The 19,656-nt window shown below is 71.7% G+C and carries 22 protein-coding genes; 15 read left to right on the top strand and 7 right to left on the bottom strand.

Going from position 1 to position 19,656, the window contains the following annotated elements; genetic code table 11:
• Positions 1-3: 3 nt before the first annotated feature.
• Complete coding sequence (locus ACF073_RS03390; RefSeq protein WP_392066443.1) at positions 4-885, bottom strand: hypothetical protein; 882 nt, start codon at positions 883-885, stop codon at positions 4-6.
• Between the two features lie 265 nt (positions 886-1,150).
• On the opposite strand from ACF073_RS03390, the gene rplM reads away from it, so the two are divergent.
• The 3 genes from rplM to glmM all read left to right on the top strand — a co-directional run bounded on the left by rplM (position 1,151) and on the right by glmM (position 3,687).
• A complete protein-coding gene (gene rplM / locus ACF073_RS03385) occupies positions 1,151-1,594 on the top strand; it encodes a 50S ribosomal protein L13 (RefSeq protein ID WP_067055815.1) in 444 nt (147 codons plus the stop codon).
• A 42-nt stretch (positions 1,595-1,636) separates the two neighbouring features.
• Positions 1,637-2,149 (top strand): 30S ribosomal protein S9, encoded by a 513-nt coding sequence (gene rpsI, locus ACF073_RS03380; RefSeq protein ID WP_161162943.1) that lies wholly within the window; start codon positions 1,637-1,639, stop codon positions 2,147-2,149.
• A 179-nt stretch (positions 2,150-2,328) separates the two neighbouring features.
• On the top strand, positions 2,329-3,687 hold the full coding sequence (gene glmM, locus ACF073_RS03375; RefSeq protein WP_392066441.1) for a phosphoglucosamine mutase: 1,359 nt from the start codon (positions 2,329-2,331) through the stop codon (positions 3,685-3,687).
• Here glmM and ACF073_RS03370 read toward each other — a convergent pair.
• Both ACF073_RS03370 and coaA read right to left on the bottom strand, forming a co-directional pair.
• Positions 3,684-4,622: a DUF389 domain-containing protein gene (locus ACF073_RS03370; protein WP_392066439.1), complete on the bottom strand. Its 939-nt coding sequence runs from the start codon at positions 4,620-4,622 to the stop codon at positions 3,684-3,686. The genes glmM and ACF073_RS03370 overlap by 4 nt on opposite strands.
• 31 nt (positions 4,623-4,653) lie before the next feature.
• On the bottom strand, positions 4,654-5,622 hold the full coding sequence (gene coaA / locus ACF073_RS03365) for a type I pantothenate kinase (protein ID WP_392066871.1): 969 nt from the start codon (positions 5,620-5,622) through the stop codon (positions 4,654-4,656).
• Between the two features lie 309 nt (positions 5,623-5,931).
• Here coaA and glmS point away from each other — a divergent pair, with 309 nt between their 5' ends.
• Complete coding sequence (gene glmS, locus ACF073_RS03360; RefSeq protein ID WP_392066437.1) at positions 5,932-7,779, top strand: glutamine--fructose-6-phosphate transaminase (isomerizing); 1,848 nt, start codon at positions 5,932-5,934, stop codon at positions 7,777-7,779.
• A gap of 16 nt (positions 7,780-7,795) precedes the next feature.
• Here glmS and ACF073_RS03355 read toward each other — a convergent pair whose 3' ends face one another.
• Positions 7,796-8,578, bottom strand: coding sequence for an SDR family NAD(P)-dependent oxidoreductase (locus tag ACF073_RS03355; RefSeq protein ID WP_392066435.1), 783 nt, complete (start codon positions 8,576-8,578; stop codon positions 7,796-7,798).
• 73 nt (positions 8,579-8,651) lie between these two features.
• On the opposite strand from ACF073_RS03355, the gene ACF073_RS03350 reads away from it, so the two are divergent.
• The 8 genes from ACF073_RS03350 (at position 8,652) to ACF073_RS03315 (ending at position 15,071) form a co-directional block, all read left to right on the top strand.
• Entirely contained in the window at positions 8,652-9,023 is a 372-nt protein-coding gene (locus ACF073_RS03350) for a holo-ACP synthase (RefSeq protein ID WP_392066433.1), read from the top strand.
• A gap of 54 nt (positions 9,024-9,077) precedes the next feature.
• Positions 9,078-10,511 carry an NAD(P)H-hydrate dehydratase gene (locus tag ACF073_RS03345; RefSeq protein WP_392066431.1) on the top strand — a complete coding sequence of 478 codons (1,434 nt, stop codon included), beginning with the start codon at positions 9,078-9,080 and terminating at the stop codon, positions 10,509-10,511.
• 191 nt (positions 10,512-10,702) lie between these two features.
• Entirely contained in the window at positions 10,703-11,569 is an 867-nt protein-coding gene (locus ACF073_RS03340) for a tyrosinase family protein (protein WP_392066429.1), read from the top strand.
• A 169-nt stretch (positions 11,570-11,738) separates the two neighbouring features.
• A complete protein-coding gene (locus tag ACF073_RS03335) occupies positions 11,739-13,154 on the top strand; it encodes a condensation domain-containing protein (RefSeq protein WP_392066427.1) in 1,416 nt (471 codons plus the stop codon).
• Positions 13,155-13,311: 157 nt separating this feature from the next.
• Complete coding sequence (locus tag ACF073_RS03330; RefSeq protein WP_392066425.1) at positions 13,312-13,548, top strand: hypothetical protein; 237 nt, start codon at positions 13,312-13,314, stop codon at positions 13,546-13,548.
• Between the two features lie 145 nt (positions 13,549-13,693).
• Positions 13,694-14,035: a hypothetical protein gene (locus ACF073_RS03325; RefSeq protein ID WP_392066423.1), complete on the top strand. Its 342-nt coding sequence runs from the start codon at positions 13,694-13,696 to the stop codon at positions 14,033-14,035.
• 161 nt (positions 14,036-14,196) lie between these two features.
• Positions 14,197-14,457 (top strand): hypothetical protein, encoded by a 261-nt coding sequence (locus ACF073_RS03320; protein WP_392066421.1) that lies wholly within the window; start codon positions 14,197-14,199, stop codon positions 14,455-14,457.
• A 263-nt stretch (positions 14,458-14,720) separates the two neighbouring features.
• Positions 14,721-15,071 carry a hypothetical protein gene (locus ACF073_RS03315; protein WP_392066419.1) on the top strand — a complete coding sequence of 117 codons (351 nt, stop codon included), beginning with the start codon at positions 14,721-14,723 and terminating at the stop codon, positions 15,069-15,071.
• Between the two features lie 119 nt (positions 15,072-15,190).
• On the opposite strand, the gene ACF073_RS03310 is transcribed toward ACF073_RS03315, so the two are convergent.
• The 3 genes from ACF073_RS03310 to ACF073_RS03300 all read right to left on the bottom strand — a co-directional run bounded on the left by ACF073_RS03310 (position 15,191) and on the right by ACF073_RS03300 (position 16,673).
• Positions 15,191-15,487, bottom strand: a complete 297-nt coding sequence (locus ACF073_RS03310; protein WP_392066418.1) for a hypothetical protein — start codon at positions 15,485-15,487, stop codon at positions 15,191-15,193.
• Positions 15,488-15,711: 224 nt separating this feature from the next.
• Positions 15,712-15,996, bottom strand: coding sequence for a hypothetical protein (locus ACF073_RS03305; RefSeq protein ID WP_392066417.1), 285 nt, complete (start codon positions 15,994-15,996; stop codon positions 15,712-15,714).
• Between the two features lie 206 nt (positions 15,997-16,202).
• Positions 16,203-16,673 (bottom strand): hypothetical protein, encoded by a 471-nt coding sequence (locus ACF073_RS03300; RefSeq protein ID WP_392066415.1) that lies wholly within the window; start codon positions 16,671-16,673, stop codon positions 16,203-16,205.
• A gap of 469 nt (positions 16,674-17,142) precedes the next feature.
• Between ACF073_RS03300 and ACF073_RS03295 the strand changes: the two genes are divergently transcribed.
• From ACF073_RS03295 to alr, 3 genes are all read left to right on the top strand, one after another.
• The gene (locus ACF073_RS03295; protein WP_392066413.1) at positions 17,143-17,802 is read left to right on the top strand and encodes a hypothetical protein; all 660 of its coding nucleotides are present in this window, start codon (positions 17,143-17,145) and stop codon (positions 17,800-17,802) included.
• Between the two features lie 75 nt (positions 17,803-17,877).
• On the top strand, positions 17,878-18,153 hold the full coding sequence (locus ACF073_RS03290; protein WP_392066411.1) for a hypothetical protein: 276 nt from the start codon (positions 17,878-17,880) through the stop codon (positions 18,151-18,153).
• A gap of 328 nt (positions 18,154-18,481) precedes the next feature.
• Entirely contained in the window at positions 18,482-19,651 is a 1,170-nt protein-coding gene (gene alr, locus ACF073_RS03285; RefSeq protein ID WP_392066410.1) for an alanine racemase, read from the top strand.
• Positions 19,652-19,656 lie beyond the last annotated feature (5 nt).

Genomic DNA, 19,656 nt, shown 5'->3' with positions numbered 1-19,656 from the left:
GCGCTACCGGTTGGCGGCGGCCGAGGCCTGGGCCTGTCCGCGGCGGTGGATCTGGTTCACGGTGAACTGGGCCAGGTCGTTGCCTACGGCGAACGCGTCCGTGCTCTTGTCGGTGACGTCCTTGCCGTCGGTGAAGCCGCCGGTGGTGAAGTAGGCGTAGCGGCCGTAGGCGTTCGTGGTGGTGCGGCAGACCGCGGCGTCGCAGAACGGCTTGATGCCCTTGCCGGACAGCGCCCGCACGAGGTTCTTCTTGCCGACCGCCTGGGCCTTGACCTTCGCGGCCTGTGCCGCGTCGTCGAAGACCGCCACACCGACGGTGACCGCGATGTCGCCCTTGGCGTCGGCGTAGCTCACCCGGATCAGCCGGGTGCAGCCGTTGGCGGTGAGGATCGACGGCAGGGTGCCGCCGGTCGCGGAGGCGCACTTCGAGGTGTCGGCCGTGTCGCCCTTCTTGTACACGGCGTCGCCCATGGTCAGCTGCTTGCCCGGGAAGAGGGTGTCGGCGCTGAGCGGGGCGGTGTCCTTCTTGGCGCTGGAGATGAAGTCCTTGGGGTCCAGCGGCGGCGGGGCGCTGGTCGGCGCGAAGGACGGCGTCGCGCTGCCGGAGCCCAGGGAGCCGCTCGCGGGCAGACTGCTCGGCCCGGCCTGGGGGTCGCCGCCGTTCGCGGAGACGACGGCCATGGCGACCGCGGTGCCTATCGCGGCCGTGGCCAGGACGCCGCCCGCTATGAACAGCAGCTTGCGGCGTTTGTTGCGCGTCTCCGAGGCCTCGGCGAGCGCGGCCCAGTCCGGGGTCCCGTCGTCGGGTCCGTCGTTCCACGGCTGCTGGGAATGCGGTTTCCAGGGATCCCACTGAGACTGGGGTCCCCCCTGCCCGTAACTCATGGGGCGCATCTTAGACGGGGGGCCGGGGGTGCGGGGTCCGCATGTCGGCCTGCCTCGTTTTGACCCGTCCCGGGGCTGCCAGGTAATCTGCTTCTTCGTTGTGTATTGGCTTGCTCATTCTCACGGGACGGGCCCTTACACCGGTCCACCGGGCCGATGACCAGCGATCAGCACGCGGTTTGCGTCACCGCGGTGCGGTCTAGGCTGTCGTGATCGTTTCGGTGACCTGTTCAGGACCATTCACTCGAAGCGAAGGCTACGAACCGTGCGTACGTACAGCCCCAAGCCCGGCGATGTGACGCGCCAGTGGCACGTCATCGACGCCCAGGACGTTGTCCTGGGCCGTCTCGCCACCACCGCAGCGACCCTTCTCCGCGGCAAGCACAAGCCGATCTACGCGCCGCACGTCGACGCTGGTGACTTCGTCATCATCATCAACGCCGACAAGGTGCACCTGTCCGGCAACAAGCGGACCCAGAAGATGGCGTACCGCCACTCCGGCTACCCGGGTGGTCTGCGCTCGGTCCGTTACGACGAGCTGCTCGACAAGAACCCCGAGAAGGCCGTCGAGAAGGCCGTCAAGGGCATGCTCCCCAAGAACTCCCTGGGCCGTCAGATGCTCTCGAAGCTGAAGGTCTACAAGGGTGACCAGCACCCGCACGCTGCCCAGCAGCCGGTGCCTTTCGAGATCACCCAGGTCGCGCAGTAAGTCCGGCCACCCCCTAAGACTGAAGAGAATCTGAGGAGAACCGTGGCCGAGACCACTGCCGAGCAGCCGATCGAAGAGATCGACATCGAGAGCTACACCACCGAGTCCGAGGTCCCCGTCGAGGGCGAGTACACCTCGGAGTCGATGGCTTCCCGCTTCGGCGAGCCCCAGCCGGCCGCCGGCCTGGGCCGCCGCAAGAACGCCATCGCCCGTGTCCGGATCGTCCCGGGCACCGGCAAGTGGAAGATCAACGGTCGCACCCTCGAGGACTACTTCCCGAACAAGGTGCACCAGCAGGAAGTCAACGAGCCGTTCAAGGTCCTGGAGCTCGAGGGCCGTTACGACGTCATCGCCCGCATCGCCGGTGGCGGTGTCTCCGGCCAGGCCGGTGCGCTCCGTCTCGGTGTCGCCCGCGCGCTGAACGAGGCCGACGTCGACAACAACCGCGGCCCGCTGAAGAAGGCCGGCTTCCTCAAGCGCGACGACCGTGCGGTCGAGCGCAAGAAGGCCGGTCTGAAGAAGGCCCGTAAGGCCCCGCAGTACAGCAAGCGCTAAACAGCAGCTGCCTGCTCGTACTCCGAACGCCCCGGCGGCACGCCACATGTGCCACCGGGGCGTTCGTTTATCCCGGCCAAGGGCGTATAACGACACAAGACGCTCAAAGGCTGGTGTGATCGGATGACCAGGCGTCTGCCACCATGCAAGGCAGCAAGGACGCTTCCTCAGGAGGACAAGTGGGACGACTCTTCGGTACGGACGGCGTGCGCGGTGTAGCCAACGCGGATCTGACGGCCGAGATGGCGCTCGCCCTCTCCGTGGCCGCGGCGCACGTGCTGGCCGAGGCGGGCACCTTCGAGGGCCACAGGCCGACGGCGGTGGTCGGCCGGGACCCGCGTGCGTCCGGGGAGTTCCTGGAGGCCGCGGTCGTGGCCGGGCTGGCCAGCGCGGGTGTGGACGTCCTGCGTGTCGGCGTGCTGCCGACGCCCGCCGTGGCGCATCTGACCGGCGCGCTCGGCGCCGATCTCGGTGTGATGCTCTCCGCCAGCCACAACGCCATGCCGGACAACGGCATCAAGTTCTTCGCCCGCGGCGGCCACAAGCTCGCCGACGAGCTGGAGGACCGGATCGAGTCGGTCTACGAGTCCCACCGGCACGGCGAGCCCTGGGTGCGCCCGACGGGCGCCGGGGTCGGCCGGGTGCGGTCGTACGACGAGGGCTTCGAGCAGTACGTCGCCCACCTGCTGTCGGTGCTCCCCAACCGGCTCGACGGTCTGAAGATCGTCCTGGACGAAGCACACGGCGCGGCCTCGGGGGTCTCGCCGGAGGTGTTCAGCCGGGCGGGCGCCCAGATCGTCACGATCGGCGCCGAGCCGGACGGCCTCAACATCAACGACGGCTGCGGCTCGACCCACTTGGATCAGCTCAAGGCCGCCGTCCTCGCGCACGGCGCGGACTTCGGCATCGCGCACGACGGTGACGCCGACCGCTGCCTCGCCGTGGACCACACCGGCGACGAGGTCGACGGCGACCAGATCCTCTCCGTGCTCGCGCTGGCGATGCGGGAGCGCTCCGAGCTGCGGTCCGACACGGTCGTCGCCACCGTGATGTCCAACCTGGGCTTCAAGCTCGCGATGGAGCGCGCGGGCATCCGGCTGGTGCAGACCGGCGTCGGAGACCGGTACGTCCTGGAGGAGATGAAGCAGCACGGCTACGCCCTCGGCGGCGAGCAGTCCGGGCATGTCATCATCCTCGACCACGCCACCACCGGCGACGGCACGCTGACCGGCCTGCTGCTGGCGGCGCGGGTCGCGGAGACCGGCCGCAGCCTGCGGGACCTGGCCTCGGTCATGGAGCGGCTGCCGCAGGTCCTCATCAATGTCCCGGACGTGGACAGGTCGCGGGTGAAGACGTCGGCGGATCTCGCCGCCGCGGTCGCCGAGGCCGAGCGGGAGCTCGGTGAGACGGGCCGGGTGCTGCTGCGGCCCTCCGGTACCGAGCCGCTGGTGCGGGTGATGGTCGAGGCGGCCGACATCGAGCAGGCGCGGTCGGTGGCCGGGCTGCTGGCCGACGCGGTGAAGTCGGCGCTGGGCTAGCGCGCGTCCCGGCGTTCCCGCTGCCTGGCCCAGAGCCACTTCTGGGCCAGCAGGGTGCAGGTGCCCGCCAGCACGATGCCCAGCAGGTTCAGCAGGAGCTGGTACGTCGAGCCGGCCGTCTGTCCCGTGTCGCCGTAGGCCAGGGCCACGGCCGCGTTGGCGGCGGCCGGGACCGTGGTGACGGAGATGGCCACGCCCACCAGGGCGCCCGACTTGGCGGAGGTCAGGGACAGGGTGCCGGCGATGCCGGCCAGGACCGCCACGATGAACGAGAACGCGTCGGGGGCGTAGACGAACGCCGTGTTGGGACGCTTGCCCTCCAGATCCGCCCGGTGGAAGAGATCGATGGCGTCCATGAACACGGTGAAGCCGACCGTCACCGCCATCGCCACCGCGAAGCCCACGATCAGCGCGATCATGGAGCGCAGCGCGAGCCGGGGGCGGCGCCGCACCAGGGCCGTGCTGAACCCGGCCAGCGGGCCGAACTCCGGGCCCACCGCCATCGCGCCGACGATCAGGACCGCGTTGTCGAGGACCACACCGCAGGCCGCGATCATCGTGGCCAGCGTGATGAAGGCGACGTAGGTGATCGAGAGGGTCGACTCCTCGTGGGTCGCCTCGGTCAGGCCCTCCCAGAGCACCGCGTCCGCGCCCTCGCCGGGCGCCTCCGCCTCGGCCTTGTCGGCCCGCCGGGACAGTGAGAGGTCGATGTCCTCCACGGCGATCGAGCCGGTCTCGTCGAGCCCCAACCGGCGCAGTCCGGCGATGAGTTCGTCCCCCGCCTCGCGCGCCACGTCGCACATGACGACGTCCCCCACGGGGTTGCGGGCGGCCGTCGGCAGGACGACGAGATGGGCGGTGCCGACCGTTCTCTCGATCAGCCGCACCGCCTCGTCCGTCTTCTCGGCGGGAGTGATCAGGCGCAGATGGAGCATGACGCCTTTTTAACAGGCGCCCCCGCACACGTCACAGCTTGCGCAGCCTCAGCCGCTGGACCTTGTGGTCCGGGCCCTTGCGCAGGATGAGGGTGGCGCGGCCCCGGGTGGGGGCGATGTTCTCCACCAGATTGGGCTTGTTGATGGTCCGCCAGAGGGTGCGGGCGTAGTCGAGCGCCTCCTCCTCGGAGACCTGGGTGTACTTGCGGAAGTACGAGTCGGTCTTCTGGAAGGCGGTCTGGCGCAGCTTCTTGAAGCGGTTGAGGTACCAGCGCTCGATGTCCTCGCCGCTCGCGTCGACGTACACGCTGAAGTCGAAGTAGTCGGCGAGACCGACCCGGGTGCGGCCGTCCTTGCCGGGCAGGGCGGGCTGGAGGACGTTCAGGCCCTCGACGATCAGGATGTCGGGGCGGCGGACGGTGAGCCGCTGGTCGGGGACGATGTCGTAGATGAGGTGGGAGTAGACGGGGGCCGTCACCTCGCCCTTGCCGGCCTTGATGTCGGCGACGAAACGGGTCAGGGCCCGGCGGTCGTAGGACTCGGGGAATCCCTTGCGCGACATCAGGCCGCGGGCCTCCAGCTCCCGGGTGGGCAGCAGGAAGCCGTCGGTGGTGACCAGTTCCACGCGCGGGTGCTCGGGCCAGCGCGAGAGCAGGGCCTGCAGCAGGCGGGCCACGGTGGACTTGCCCACGGCCACGGAGCCGGCGACGCCTATCACGAACGGGGTGCCGGACTGGGAGCCCTTCTCCCCGAGGAACGTGTTCAGCGCCCCTCTGAGTCCGTCCGTGGCGCCGACGTAGAGGTTGAGGAGCCGGGAGAGCGGGAGGTAGATGTCCCGCACCTCGTCGAGGTCGATGACATCGCCGAGGCCGCGGAGCTTCTCCACCTCCTCGGCGGTGAGCGGCAGCGGAGTCTTGTCGCGCAGCGCGCTCCACTCGGCGCGGGTGAGGTCGACGTAGGGAGTCGCCTCCGGCCTGTGCCGGTGGGCGCTCCGGGGCATCGAGGAGACCGGTGAGATCACAGTCCATTGTTAACGGAGTTTGAACGGGACGGCGGGGTGGGGTGCGTCACGTGGCGGCGCGGACCGCGGTCGCGGGCGTACTCACCCCGCCTGTCGCCGACTTCCGTCCCGGCGCCGGGCTGTGCCGGCGCCTCCGGACGGCCGGCATGCGGGGGAAGTAGTCTGAGGGCTCTGCCGATACGGACGGGCGAAGCGGCGGCTCCCGGGGCCCGGTGAGCCGGGGGTGATTTCCGATTCCGGGCACGCGGCGCCCGTTTCCGGCGGCTCCCGGCCCGTAGGCTGCGCCACATGTGCGGAATCGTGGGATACGTGGGGTCGCAGTCGGCGCTCGATGTCGTGATGGCCGGACTGAAGCGACTGGAGTACCGGGGGTACGACTCGGCGGGCGTCGCCGTGCTCGCGGACGGCGGGCTGGCGGCGGCGAAGAAGGCCGGGAAGCTGGTCAACCTGGAGAAGGCGCTGCTCGAACGGCCGCTGCCGGCGGGCTCGACCGGCATCGGGCACACCCGCTGGGCCACGCACGGCGGCCCCACGGACGCCAACGCCCATCCGCACCTGGACAACGCGGGCCGGGTCGCCGTCGTCCACAACGGCATCATCGAGAACTTCGCCGTGCTGCGCGCGGAACTGGCCGAGCGGGGACATGAACTGGGCTCCGAGACGGACACGGAGGTGGTCGCCCACCTGCTGGCCGAGGCGTACTCCTCCTGCGCGGACCTGGCCGAGTCCATGCGGCTGGTGTGCCGCCGCCTCGAGGGCGCGTTCACGCTGGTCGCCGTGCACGCCGACGAGCCGGACATGGTGGTCGGCGCCCGCCGGAACTCGCCGCTGGTGGTCGGCGTCGGGGAGGGCGAGGCGTTCCTGGCCTCCGACGTCGCCGCTTTCATCGCCCACACGCGCTCGGCGATCGAGCTGGGCCAGGACCAGGTGGTCGAGCTGCGCCGGGACGGCGTCACGGTGACCGGCTTCGACGGCCGCCCGGCCGAGGTCCGTTCGTTCCACGTGGACTGGGACGCCTCGGCGGCCGAGAAGGGCGGCTACGACTACTTCATGCTCAAGGAGATCGCCGAGCAGCCCAAGGCGGTCGCCGACACGCTGCTCGGGCGCATCGACCCGTCCGGCTCGCTCACCCTGGACGAGGTGCGGATCAGCCCCTCCGAGCTGCGCGAGATCGACAAGGTCGTCATCGTCGCCTGCGGTACGGCCTTCCACGCGGGCCTGATCGCCAAGTACGCCATCGAGCACTGGACCCGGATCCCGTGCGAGGTGGAGCTGGCGAGCGAGTTCCGCTACCGGGACCCGATCCTGGACGGCCGCTCGCTGGTGATCGCCATCTCCCAGTCCGGCGAGACCATGGACACCCTGATGGCGCTCAGGCACGCCCGTGAGCAGGGCTCCAAGGTGCTGGCGATCTGCAACACCAACGGCTCGACGATCCCCCGGGAGTCGGACGCGGTGCTGTACACGCACGCGGGCCCCGAGGTCGCCGTCGCCTCCACCAAGGCGTTCCTCACACAGCTGGTCGCCTGCTACCTGGTCGCCCTGTACCTGGGCCAGGTGCGCGGCACCAAGTGGGGCGACGAGATCCAGGCGGTGATCAAGGACCTGTCCCGGATCTCGGAGGCGGTCGAGCGGGTCCTGGAGACCATGGAGCCGGTGCGGGCGCTGGCGCGGACGCTGGCGGCGAAGAAGACGGTGCTGTTCCTCGGCCGGCACGTGGGCTACCCGGTGGCCCTCGAAGGCGCGCTGAAGCTGAAGGAACTGGCGTACATGCACGCCGAGGGCTTCGCCGCGGGCGAGCTGAAGCACGGCCCGATCGCGCTGATCGAGGACGACCTGCCCGTGGTGGTGGTCGTGCCGTCGCCGCGCGGCCGGTCCGTCCTGCACGACAAGATCGTCTCCAACATCCAGGAGATCCGGGCGCGGGGCGCGCGCACGATCGTGATCGCCGAGGAGGGCGACGAGGAGGTCGTCCCCTACGCCGACCACCTCGTCCGTATCCCGGCCACCCCCGTCCTGCTCCAGCCGCTGGTGGCCACCGTCCCGCTCCAGGTCTTCGCCTGCGAGCTGGCCACCGCCCGCGGCAACGAGGTGGACCAGCCGCGGAACCTGGCGAAGTCGGTCACGGTGGAGTAGGGCGGCGCGGGCCCGCTCAGTGCACGGAGAAGCCGCCGTCGACGAAGAGCGACTGGCCGGTGACATAGGCGGAGGCGCGGCCGGCCAGGAAGACGGCCGCGCCCGCGAAGTCCTCGGCGAGACCGTTGCGGCCCGTCAACGTGCGCGCGGCCAGCGCCGCCACCTTCTCCGGGTCGGACGACAGCCGCGCGTTGAGCGGGGTCATCACGAAGCCCGGCACGAGGGTGTTGCAGGTGACGCCGTACGGCGACCAGGCCTCGGCCTGCGAGCGGGCCAGCGACTCCAGCGCGCCCTTGGAGACGCCGTACGCGCCGCTCTGCACGAACGCCCGGTGCGCCTGCTGGGACGTGATGTGGATGATCCGGCCGAAGCCCCGCTCCGCCATGCCGGGCCCGAACCGCTGCCCCAGCAGGAAGGGCGCCTCCAGGTTCAGCGCCATGGTGGCGTCCCAGACGTCCTCGCCCAGCTCGTCCATCGGCGGCCGGAGGTTGACCCCGGCGCAGTTCACGAGGATGTCCGGCTCCCCGAACACCGCGGCGGCCTCCTCGGCCGCGGCGCGCACGCCCTCGCGCGTCCCCAGGTCGCCGGCGACCCAGGCCGCGCGGCAGCCGTCGGCCGTCAGTTCCGCCACGGTGTCGGCCAGTTCCGCCGGCCTGCGGGCCGTGATCACCACGCGCGCGCCGGCCCGGGCCAGCGCTCCCGCGACGGCCCGCCCGATACCGGAGCTTCCTCCGGTCACCAGGGCGACGCGATCGTCCAGCGAGAAGAGGTCGGAGAGATAGCCGTGTGACGAGGTCATGCCGGAAGCGTAGAGGGCGGACCGCCCGGCTCAATGGCGGGTCGCCGCTCGCCCGGGTCGTAGGGTGCTGGGCATGAGCATCATCGGGGTGGGCATCGACGTCGCCGAGATCGACCGGTTCCGGGCGTCCCTTGAGCGGACGCCGGGACTCGCCGACCGGTTGTTCGTGGAGCGGGAGCTGCTGCTGGCCAGCGGGGAGCGGCGCGGAATCGCCTCGCTCGCGGCCCGGTTCGCCGCCAAGGAGGCACTGGCGAAGGCGCTGGGGGCACCGCCCGGGCTGTCGTGGACCGATGCCGAGGTGTACGTGGAGGACAGCGGGCAGCCGCGGCTGCGGGTGAAGGGGACGGTGGCCGCGCGCGCCGCCGAGCTGGGCGTGCGGGCCTGGCACGTGTCGCTGAGCCATGACGCGGGCGTGGCCTCGGCCGTGGTGGTCGCCGAGGGCTGACGGGCGCGGCGGTCCGGGTGTGCCCGGTGCGCGTTCCGGGGCAGACTCGGTGGCATGCGTACTGCGTACAGCGTGGAGACGGTAAGGGCGGCCGAGCGGGCGCTGATGGCGGAACTGCCGGAGGGCGCGCTGATGCAGCGGGCCGTCGCCGGGCTGGCCGCCGCCTGCGCCGACCTGCTCGGGCGGGTGTACGGCAGCCGGGTGGTCCTGCTCGTCGGCAGCGGGGACAACGGCGGTGACGCCCTGTACGCGGGGGCCCGGCTGGCCCGGCGCGGCGCCGGGGTGTCGGCCGTCCTGCTGAACCCCGAACGGGCCCACGCCCAGGGCCTTGCCGCGCTCCGGCGGGCGGGCGGCGCGATCGTCTTGGCCGGTCACGCCGAGGAGCTGATCGCGCGGGCCGATCTGGTCATGGACGGCATCGTCGGGATCGGCGGCAAGGGCGGGCTGCGGCCGGACGCCGAGCGGCTCGCCGCGGTGGTGGCGCGGTCCCGGGCCGCCGTCGTGGCCGTGGACCTGCCCAGCGGCGTCGACGCGGACACCGGGGAGGTGCGGGGCGCCGCGCTCGCCGCCGACCTGACCGTCACCTTCGGCACCTACAAGCCCGGGCTGCTGGTGGATCCCGCGCGGGAGTACGCCGGGGTCGTACGGCTCGTCGACATCGGGCTGGCGCCGCCGGCCGCGGACGCCGAGCTGGAGTCCCTGCAACACGCCGACGTGGCCCGCCTGCTGCCGGTGCCGGCGGCGGAGAGCGACAAGTACCGCCGGGGCGTCGTCGGGATCGCCGCGGGGTCGGCGCGGTACCCGGGTGCGGCCGTGCTGGCGGTGTCCGGGGCGCTGCGCGGCGGGGCCGGGGCCGTCCGGTACGTCGGTCCGGCCGGGGACGCGGTCATCGCGCGCTTCCCCGAGACGCTCGTCTCCGACGCCGGGCCCGCGAAGGCCGGCCGGGTGCAGTCCTGGGTGGTCGGACCGGGGGCCGGGGACGACGCGGCGACCGTCGCCGAGGTGCTGGAGCGGGAGGTGCCCGTGCTGCTCGACGCGGACGGGCTGCGGCTGGCCGGCCGGGACGCGGTGCGGCGGCGCACGGCGCCCACGCTGCTGACCCCGCACGCGGGAGAGGCCGCCGCGCTGCTGGGCGTGGACCGCGAGGAGGTCGAGGGGGCCCGGCTCGCCGCGGTGCGGGAGCTGGCGGCGGTGTACCGGGCGACGGTGCTGCTGAAGGGCTCGACGACGCTGATCGCCGATGCCGGCGGCGGGGCCGTACGGGTGAACTCCACGGGCACGCCGTGGCTGGCCACCGCGGGGAGCGGCGACGTGCTGTCCGGGCTCGCCGGGTCCCTGCTGGCGGCGGGGCTCGCGGCGGTGGACGCGGGGAGCGCGGCCGCCTATCTGCACGGCCTCGCGGGCCGGTTCGCGGCCGAGGGGGCGCCGGCGGGCGCCCACGACATCGCGTCCCGGATCCCGGAGGCGTGGCGGGACGTACGGGGGTGAGCGCGGCGGTGTCCGGGCGGGGGTGAGCGGTCCCGGAGGCGGGCCGCGTCACCGGTCCGGCCGCACCGCGGTGACCCGGAGGATCCCGGGGCGGTTACCGCTTCGGCCAGTCCCACCGGACGAGGAGTGAGCGATGCGTCCAAGCTTCGGCAGAGTCCCGGCCGGGGGGCCGGGGAACGCGGGGGGTGAGCATGGCGTACACGCGTAAGAACGTCCGCGCCCTCAAGCGCGGCGAGCGGCGGCGGTTCGTCGACGCCCTGCTGGAGGTCAAACGCCGCGGCGAGTACGACGAGTTCGTGCGCACGCACATCGCGCACTACGCCCCCGACGGCGAACACCAGCTGCGCTCCGCCCATATGGCACCCTCCTTCCTGCCCTGGCACCGCAAGTTCCTGCTGGAGCTGGAACGGGCGCTGCGCCGGGTGGACGGCTCGGTGACGGTGCCGTACTGGGACTGGACCCGGGACCGCGCGATCGACGCCCTGCCGTGGACCGACGACCTCCTCGGCGGCAACGGACGGCGCTCGGACCGGCAGGTGATGAACGGACCGTTCGCCTACCGGGAGGGCCGCTGGAAGATCACCGACGGGGTCACCGAGGTGCCCTACCTCACCCGTGACCTCGGCCGCGCCCGCCACCCCGTCCGCCTGTCGACCGCACGCGACCTGGAGTCGGCGCTGGCCGACCCGGTCTACGACTCGCCGCCCTGGGACTCGACGGTCACCCGGGGATTCCGCAACAAGCTGGAGGGGTGGGGGACCGGGCCCGGCCGCTCCGCCTGGCGCAACCACAACCGGGTGCACCAGTGGGTCGGCGGGGTGATGGTCGGCGGCGCCTCCGTCAACGACCCCGCCTTCTGGCTCGTGCACGCCTTCGTCGACCTGCAGTGGACCCGCTGGCAGCTGCGGCACCCCGGCCACCGCTACCTGCCCGCCGAGCCCCCCGGCAGGGGCGACGCCCAGCACGGCCGGATCGTTGCCCGGCACGAGAGGCTGCCGCCGTGGGACGTCACACCGGCCGCACTGGAGGATTTGAGCGGTATCTATCGGTATGTATGAGGGCGGGGGCGCCTCCTGGTGAACGGCCGTTCGGTCGAGCGCCGTTGGAGAATCGCTTCGCCGTTCGAGGTGTCACACGTCCCACTGAAAAGCCGACGACACAGGGGCCATCGCACGCACACGGCCTCCCCTCCAACAAGCTGGTGTCTTCTGCGAAGGAGGCGCCACTGTGCGAATTTCCGACATTCAGCGCTGTGAGGCCCGGCCCGGACGGCTCGTCGAGTGGCGGTACAGCGAGGCGACCATCGCGGCCGCGGCGGTGCGGCCGCCGGATCCGCGCCCGCCGGCGTACATCCAGGAGTCGCACATCAGGACGGCGCGGTCGGTGCGCGAGGACGGACTGTTCGTGCCGACCTGGATCGGCGCCGCGTTCGACCTGCCGGGCCCGGCCGATCTCGACGCCCTGGAACGGGCGTTGCGCGACTGGACGCTGCGGCACGAGACGCTGCGCAGCGGCTTCAGGTGGTCGGGCGAGGACATGCACCGGTTCACGCTCGACGAGAGCGATGTGTCGCTGCACCGCGAGGTGATCGGCGACTTCACCGACGCGGACGCCCTGGTCCGGTATCTGCAGGACCGGTTCGACGTCGCCGCGGACGCGCTGGGCTGGCCGAACCTCATCTACACGGCGGTCGTCCGCGACGACTCCACCAGCGTGTACATGGCCTTCGACCACACCAACGTCGACGCCTACTCCCTCCAGCGCATCCCGGACGAGATCCAGGAGCTGTACACCGGAGGCGGCACCGGACGGCCCGCCGCCGGTGCGCCCGTGGGGAGTTACGTCGACTTCTGCGAGCTGGAGCGGGCGAACGCGGACGGGATCGACGACACCCACACGATCGTCGCGCGCTGGCGGGAGTTCATCGGCCGGTGCGACGGGCGGCTGCCGGAGTTCCCGGTCGACCTCGGCCTGCGGCCCGGCGGTGTGCTGCCCGCCCAGAAGCTGGTGTGCGAGCCGCTCGTCGACGCGGAGGCGGCCGCCGCGTTCGAGGCGTACTGCCGGCCCTACGGCGGCAGCCTGGTGGGCATCCTGGCCGCGACCAGCCTGATCGTCCACGAGATGGGCGGGGAGCCGGTCTACCGCACGGTCGTGCCGTTCCACACCCGGCTGAAGTCCGCCTGGTCGGACTCCGTCGGCTGGTACGTCGGCGGCGCACCGATCGAGGTACCCGCGGCACGGGACTTCGAGGGCGCGCTCGACACGGTCCGTGCCGAGCTGCGGGCCAACCGGGCGCTGGCGCGGATCCCGCTCGCGCGCGTACTGCGCCTGCTCGGCGCGGACTTCCGCCCCACCTCGCCCGACATGTACTCGATCATCTCGTACGTCGACGCCCGCCCGACTCCCGGCTCGGCCCGCTGGACCGAGAGCAAGACGTACGGCCTGCTCCGGGTCTCGTACGGCGACCAGGTGTGCGCCTGGGTCAGCAGGCTGCACGAGGGGCTGTGGTTCGCCTGCCGCTACCCGGACACCGACGTCGCCTACAAGGCCGTGCGGCAGTACGCCGAGGGGCTGCGCGACCTGATCCTCTCCGTGCCCGCCGGCGGTGACCGCCTGCGCGTCGCGGAATTGGCGTACACCTGACACAACTCAGCATCTTTTCAACGGCGTTGGCGCACCCGTCCCGTCAATCGGCGTCCGCCCGGCGCCGTTGTGGAAAGCGCCTCTCCGCTACTGATAGTGTCTGCTCCGTCACGGTAGGCAATCAGTCTCGATGTACAAGCACAGATCCGAGGGTTCCATGCGCAAGCTTCAGCAGGTCGTGCTCGCAGCAGTGGCGGCCAGTGGCCTGGCCGCCGTCGGCGCCGGCACCGCCACCGCCGACGGCGGGCCGCACGTGTCCGACCTCTACCGCCCCGTCCAGGAGTGCAGTCCGCAGACGGTGGCCGAGAGCGACATCCCGGTCGGCGTGCTCGGTATCGCCGGCACCCTGGACACCACCTGCGGCCAGTACAACAACGCCTTCACCGGCGGCTGAGTCCGGCGGCCCCCTCGTGCGCGACGCCCGGCGCGGGACCCTTCGGAGCCAGCACCCGGAGGGTCTTCGCTGTTCGGCCGGTTGTCCGACTGTCCAAGCCGGAGCCCGGGACGCCCGGGCGCTCCTCCCAAGGAAGGCGCATCACATGTTCAGCAGCAAGAAGATCGCGGTCGTCTCGGCGCTCGTCGGCGGCCTCGCCGTGATCTGCACCGGCATCACCCAGGCGCAGGCCGCGGCAGGCCCGGGGAGCTGTGCGCGCGACCTCCTGGGCGGCATCAGCTGCACCCAGCGGATCAAGGGCGAGTTCCCCGACGACGCCGCCCTCGTCCACCAGGAGACCTGCAAGCCGGTGGAGCGCCTGACGCTCCCCGCCGCCCTGGGCGGCGGACAGACCCGGTTCGGGCCCGAGATCACCTGCAACCCGGAGACCGTGGGCGTGGCCCCGGAGAGCGCTGTCGTGCCGGAGGCGACCGGCGGGCAGCCGTAGCCCCCGGCTCGCACCCCCGGCGGCCGCCTCACCGCGCCGGCACGGCGGCAGGGATGACGCGACATGGGGAGTGTAGATCCTAAATCGCTACGCATTGTGTGTATATGCTCACATTGCGTAGTCAAGCCGGACTTTCTGTCCGGATACGAAAGGGTCGAACCATGCGTATGTTCCAGCGTGTTGCAGTGGTGGCGGCGGCGGTGGCGGGCATCTCCGCCTTCGGTGCCGGGATCGGTTTCGCCGGCGAGAACGACGCTCCGCCCGCGGTCGTCGCCGAGGCCAACTCGTCGGCCAACGCCGTGGCTGTCGGCGGCGCTTACTACGCTCCGCCGGAGGGCCAGCCGCAGGGCCAGCCGGAGGAGCAGAGGAACGGCGAGCCCGAGCAGGGTTACGGCGAGCACCAGTACGGCGAGGGCGAGTAAGGACGTACCGAGGGATCATCCTCTCGGTGTCGCCACGAGCTCATCGGCCTTTCTCGGAGGTCTGCCGAGTGAGCCTCTTGGCGAAGGCAGCCCGGACGCGCGGCAGTTCATCAGGGTGCGCGTCCGGGCTGCGGCACTCCCGCTGCCGGGCGCGGCCCACGCCGCCTCCGGCGCAGAACGACCTGTTTCACCTTCTCGGGCCCGGGCGCGCACCCGTCACATGACAGGTGCACCCGGGCCTCCGTTGTAAAGGAACGCAGCACATGCTCACTTACCGGAAGATCGCCACCGTGACGGGGCTCGTCGGAAGTCTCGCCGCGATCTGTGTCGGCGCCCAGGACGCGAGCGCGGCCGGACGCCCGGGCGACTGCACCGTCACCGCGCAGGGAGACACCGTCTGCATCCGCAAGACCGAGACCCGCACGGACAAGGACGGCAAGCATGTCCTCAGGCAGGAGCAGGACTGCTCGACGGTCGACCGGCCGCGCGGGGTGCTGCCGGGGGAGAACCAGCTGCTGGGCGAAGGGGGCGCGTCCCGGGTCGGGCCGGTCGTGGACTGCTCCAACTCGGCCAAGCTGCCCAAGGGCTTCAAGAAGCCGCACTTCGAATTCTGAGTGCCATCGGCGAATGCCGGGCCGGGATCTCTTCCCGGCCCGGCATTTCGCTTTTCCGGTGACGGAAAAGCCCGGTGCCCCGGCCGTGGGCCGGGGCACCGGGCAGATGTTCCGTCGGGTCAGCCGCCGAAGCTGTTGCTGCAGCCCATGGACGAGCCGAGGGACGTCTGCTGCGCTCCCGCGTTGCCCTCGCCGTTCAGCAGGTTGCCGCCCAGGCCGTTGAGGATGCCGACCTCGCCGAGGACGTCGAGGTTCAGGTCGTGGGACTTGCAGGTGGAGCTCTGCGTGATGGCGAATTCGTCGCCCTTGCCCTTGCCGCCGCCCATGCCGTAGCTGGCGTGAGCGGTGCCGGCGCCCAGGAGTCCCACGCTCCCGAATGCGGCGAGGATGACGGCGGCGGTGCGGATCTTCTGCATGTCTTCTCCGGTGGGGTGAGGTGGCTGCGATCTGTGAAAGACCGGCAGATGTGCGTCGAGAAAGCCTGGTACGCGATAGCGGTACGAAATCCAGCGGCACATCGGACGCGAGCGGTTCATTCCGCCGCGGAGGCCTGCTGGTGCATACGAATGGTCCCGGCACCTTGCCTGGGGCCCGGTGCCGGGACCATGTGTCGTCCGGCGGCTCAGCGCCGACCAGCGCCTTAGAAGGCGGAGTTGTTGCAGCCCATGGTCGAGCCGATGTCGGTCGCCTGGGCGCCCGGGTTGCCCTCGCCGTTGAGCGCGTTGCCCAGCAGGCCGTTGAGCAGGCCGACCTCGCCGAGGACGTCCAGGTTCAGGTCGTGCGACTTGCAGTTGGAGCTCTGCTTGATGTCGAACTTGTCGCCGTGGCCGCCGCCCCGGCCCTGGTCGGCGTGGGCCGTGCCGCCCACGAGTCCGATGGTGCCGAGCGCGGCGACCAGGACGGCTACGTTGCGAAGCTTGTGCATGTCATCTCCGGTGGAGTAAGTCGGGCGATCCGTGGCAGATCGACCTTTTACAGTTACGGGAGATTAATAGGAAATACCCCAAAACGGGCAGCGACGCGCCGATCTCTTGATCGCTTCACAGAAGCACCCGAAAGCCGTATCGCGGCCGACGGGCCTTTCGATGTCGATATCGAAAGGCCCGTCGGTAGACCGAGTTTGACGCTTCGTCAGTGAGCGCGTGCTTGCGCGAGGGAGTTCGACTGGCTGTTGGCCTGGCCGCAGTCGACGCCCCTGGTCTCGGACGCGGCGAGCAGGGCGACCGGGACGTTCGCGGCGAGCAGGTTCTGCGGGCTGCACTCCTGGGACGGGCGGAAGAGGTTGGACTGGGTCACCGGGCCGCCCGGGGCCGGCTGCGGGGCCTGGGGCGAGATCTGCGGGTTGATCTGCGGGTTCAGCTGGGGGTTGAGCTGCGGGGCGACCTCGGTGCCCCGCTGCGGAGCCGCCTGCGGGGCGGGTGAGCCGTAGGTCTGCACGCTCGCCTGGCTGGAAGTGGCCGCCGCGGCCTCGGCGTCGGGCTGCGAGACGGGCGGCGGCGCGTAGCCATAGGCCGGGGTGGCCGCGGAACTCGGGCCGGCGCCGACGGCGGTCAGACCGCCGGCTGCTGCGACGACGAGCGCGACTTGCTGAAGCTTGCGCATGGAATCCTCGGCCCTTCATTGACCTGTGCACGGAACCTGGTGAAATGCTGATGGCGCAGCGGGAGTTGAGACCGTTCTCGCTGCCTTGCGCGGCTTGCGGCGGACCATCGTTCTTGCCCCGTGGGGAACGAGATCGACGCTGACCCAGATACGGGTGCCGGGCCGTGGTCACCCATTTGCCGCAAGGGCGGCGGGGGTCCGCGCATATCTGTTTGGTCAGTGGCAAATGGGTGACGGAACTCCGGCCGCCGTGACCACCCCGAGGAATCCTCGTTCCACGGAGAGAGGGCAGCGACCGTGGACCTGAAGAGGGGCGAGGGAATTCGCTGCTGGCTCCGCTGCGAAGTCCGCGTGCTACTCAAGACGACCGCTGTTGACGGTGCGGTGCGAATGTCGCACCGGCTGCATGCGTGACCCGCGCCGATTGCAGTGGATTTCCATGATCAGGTATCGAAGGGCCGAGGGTTTCATGCGCAAGCTTCACAAGGCCGCGCTCGTTGTGGCAGCGGCCGGCGGTCTGACCGGCATCACCGCCGGCGCCAGCCATGCCGCCGTTTATCCCGTCGCACAAGGCAGCGCCCCTCCGGCGTCGGCTCCCGATTACCCGCCCCAGTACGCCGCGCCCGCGCCGCAGCAGCCGGGATACTCCTCGGCTTCGGCCGCGGCCACGTCGCACGGGACGGCACAGGCCGACAGCGGGCCGCAGTACGCCCCGCAGCCGCAGTACGCGCAGCCGCAGCCCCAGTACGGCCAGCCGCAGCCGCAGTACCCCCCGCAGCCCCAGTACCAGCCGCAGTACGCGCAGCCGCAGCCGCAGTACGCCCCGCAGCCCCAGTACGCTCCGCAGCCGCAGTACGCCCCGCCGCCGCAGCAGCAGCCCCAGGTCGTGCCGCAGGTCATGCCTCAGGTCATGCCGCAGGTCGCCCCGCAGGTGGCCGTCCCCCAGGCCTTCGGCCCTGAGCCGCCGATGCGGGTCACGCCGCAGGTCAACCCGCAGGTGAACCCCCAGGTGAACCCGCTCATCAACCCGATGCTCGGGGCGCCGGGCGTTCCCGAGCTGGCCCCGGTCGGCCTCGGGCAGATCGCGGCACCGCCCCTCGGCCAGCTGGGACTTCCCCGACTCGGCTGACGCCGTCCCGTACTCCTCCGCAACCCCCACTCGATCTGCCGCGGATCCCATCCGCTCGACCAACGGAGAACCCCCATGCGCACGTTCCAGAAGGTAGTCCTCGTGGGCGCCCTGCTCGGCAGTGTCGGCTCCCTCAGCGGGACCACCGCCTTCGCCTACGACGAGTCGGGCAGCGACCTCGACATCACGCAGGCCACCGAGTGCCGTTCGCACGACATGAACATCGAGGTGCTCGGCAGCGTCGGCGCCCTCACCGGCCTGGCGGGCAACCTGCTGAACGGCGAGGGCAACCCGGGCGCCCAGCAGAGCCACCTCGGTTCGGACATGGGCTGCAACAACCAGGCCCTCTGACCGTCCCGGCCACCGCACGGTGCCCTCTCGGGTCGCCGGTCGCACCCTCGTGCGGCCGGCGACCTGGTGTGTCCGCACCCGCCGGCGTGCGGTGCCGCGGCGCGAGCTCCTCGCCCCGGACACGTCACGGGCCCCAGGAGCTGTCATGGCTCCTGGGGCCCGTGACGCGAAGGGAACGCGTCCTTACAACGACGCGGCGCCCCAGAGGTCACGCGCCGGCCGGCCCCGATCCGGACGCGGCCCCGGTGCGGGGGCCGGGGGCGGGGGCCGGGGCGCGCGGGGGCGGCGCCGGGGGGCTGTCGGCGGCCTCTGAGAGACTGGGGGCGCGATGACTGAGACTGCAGCTGTGCCGACCGCCGCCCTGCGCGCCCGTGCCGAGATCGATCTGGGCGCCCTGCGCGCCAATGTGCGAGCCCTGCGCGCCCGGGCGCGGGGCGCCGCCGTGATGGCCGTCGTCAAGTCCGACGCGTACGGCCACGGGGCGGTGCCGTGCGCCCGGGCCGCCCTGGAGGCGGGCGCGTCCTGGCTCGGCACGGCCACGGCCGAGGAGGCCCTCGCGCTGCGCGCGGCCGGGCTGCCGGGACCGGTCCTGTGCTGGCTGTGGGTGCCCGGCGGCCCCTGGCGGCAGGCGATCGAGGCCGACATCGACGTGTCGCTGAGCGCCATGTGGGCCCTGCGCGAGGTCACCGCCGCCGCCCGGGAGGCCGGACGGACCGCGCGCGTGCAGCTCAAGGCCGACACCGGACTCGGCCGCAACGGCTGCCAGCCCGGCGCGGACTGGGCCGAACTGGTCGGCGCGGCCCTGCGCGCCGAGGCCGAGGGGCTGGTCCGGGTCACCGGACTGTGGTCGCACTTCGCCTGCGCCGACGAGCCGGGGCATCCGTCCATCGCCGCCCAGCTCGACCGGTTCCGGGAGATGGTGGCGTACGCCGAGGGGCAGGGCGTGCGGCCCGAGGTGCGGCACATCGCCAACTCCCCGGCCACGCTCACGCTGCCCGAGACCCACTTCGACCTGGTCCGCACCGGCGTCGCCGTGTACGGCATCTCGCCGAGCCCGGAGGTCGGCACCCCGGCGGACTTCGGACTGCGCCCGGTGATGACGCTCAGCGCGGCGCTGGCCCACGTCAAGCACGTCCCCGCCGGACACGGCGTCAGCTACGGCCATCACTACGTCACCCCGGGCGCGACCACCCTCGGCCTGGTGCCGGTCGGCTACGCGGACGGCATCCCGCGGCACGCCTCGGGCACCGGCCCGGTGCTGGTCGACGGCAAGTGGCGGACGGTCGCCGGACGGGTCGCCATGGACCAGTTCGTGGTGGACCTGGGCGGCGACGAGCCCCCGGTGGGCACCGAGGCGGTGCTGTTCGGGCCGGGCGACCGGGGCGAGCCCACCGCCGAGGACTGGGCGCAGGCCTGTGGCACGATCGCGTACGAAATCGTCACGCGCATCGGAACGCGTGTTCCTCGCGTCTATGTGAACGGGCGGGAATCCGGGTAGCCCGT

Source organism: Streptomyces sp. NPDC015171 (assembly GCF_043079545.1).
Classification (GTDB): domain Bacteria; phylum Actinomycetota; class Actinomycetes; order Streptomycetales; family Streptomycetaceae; genus Streptomyces.
Note: the sequence above shows the minus strand (reverse complement) of the source record. Positions and strands in the feature narration are given on the sequence as shown.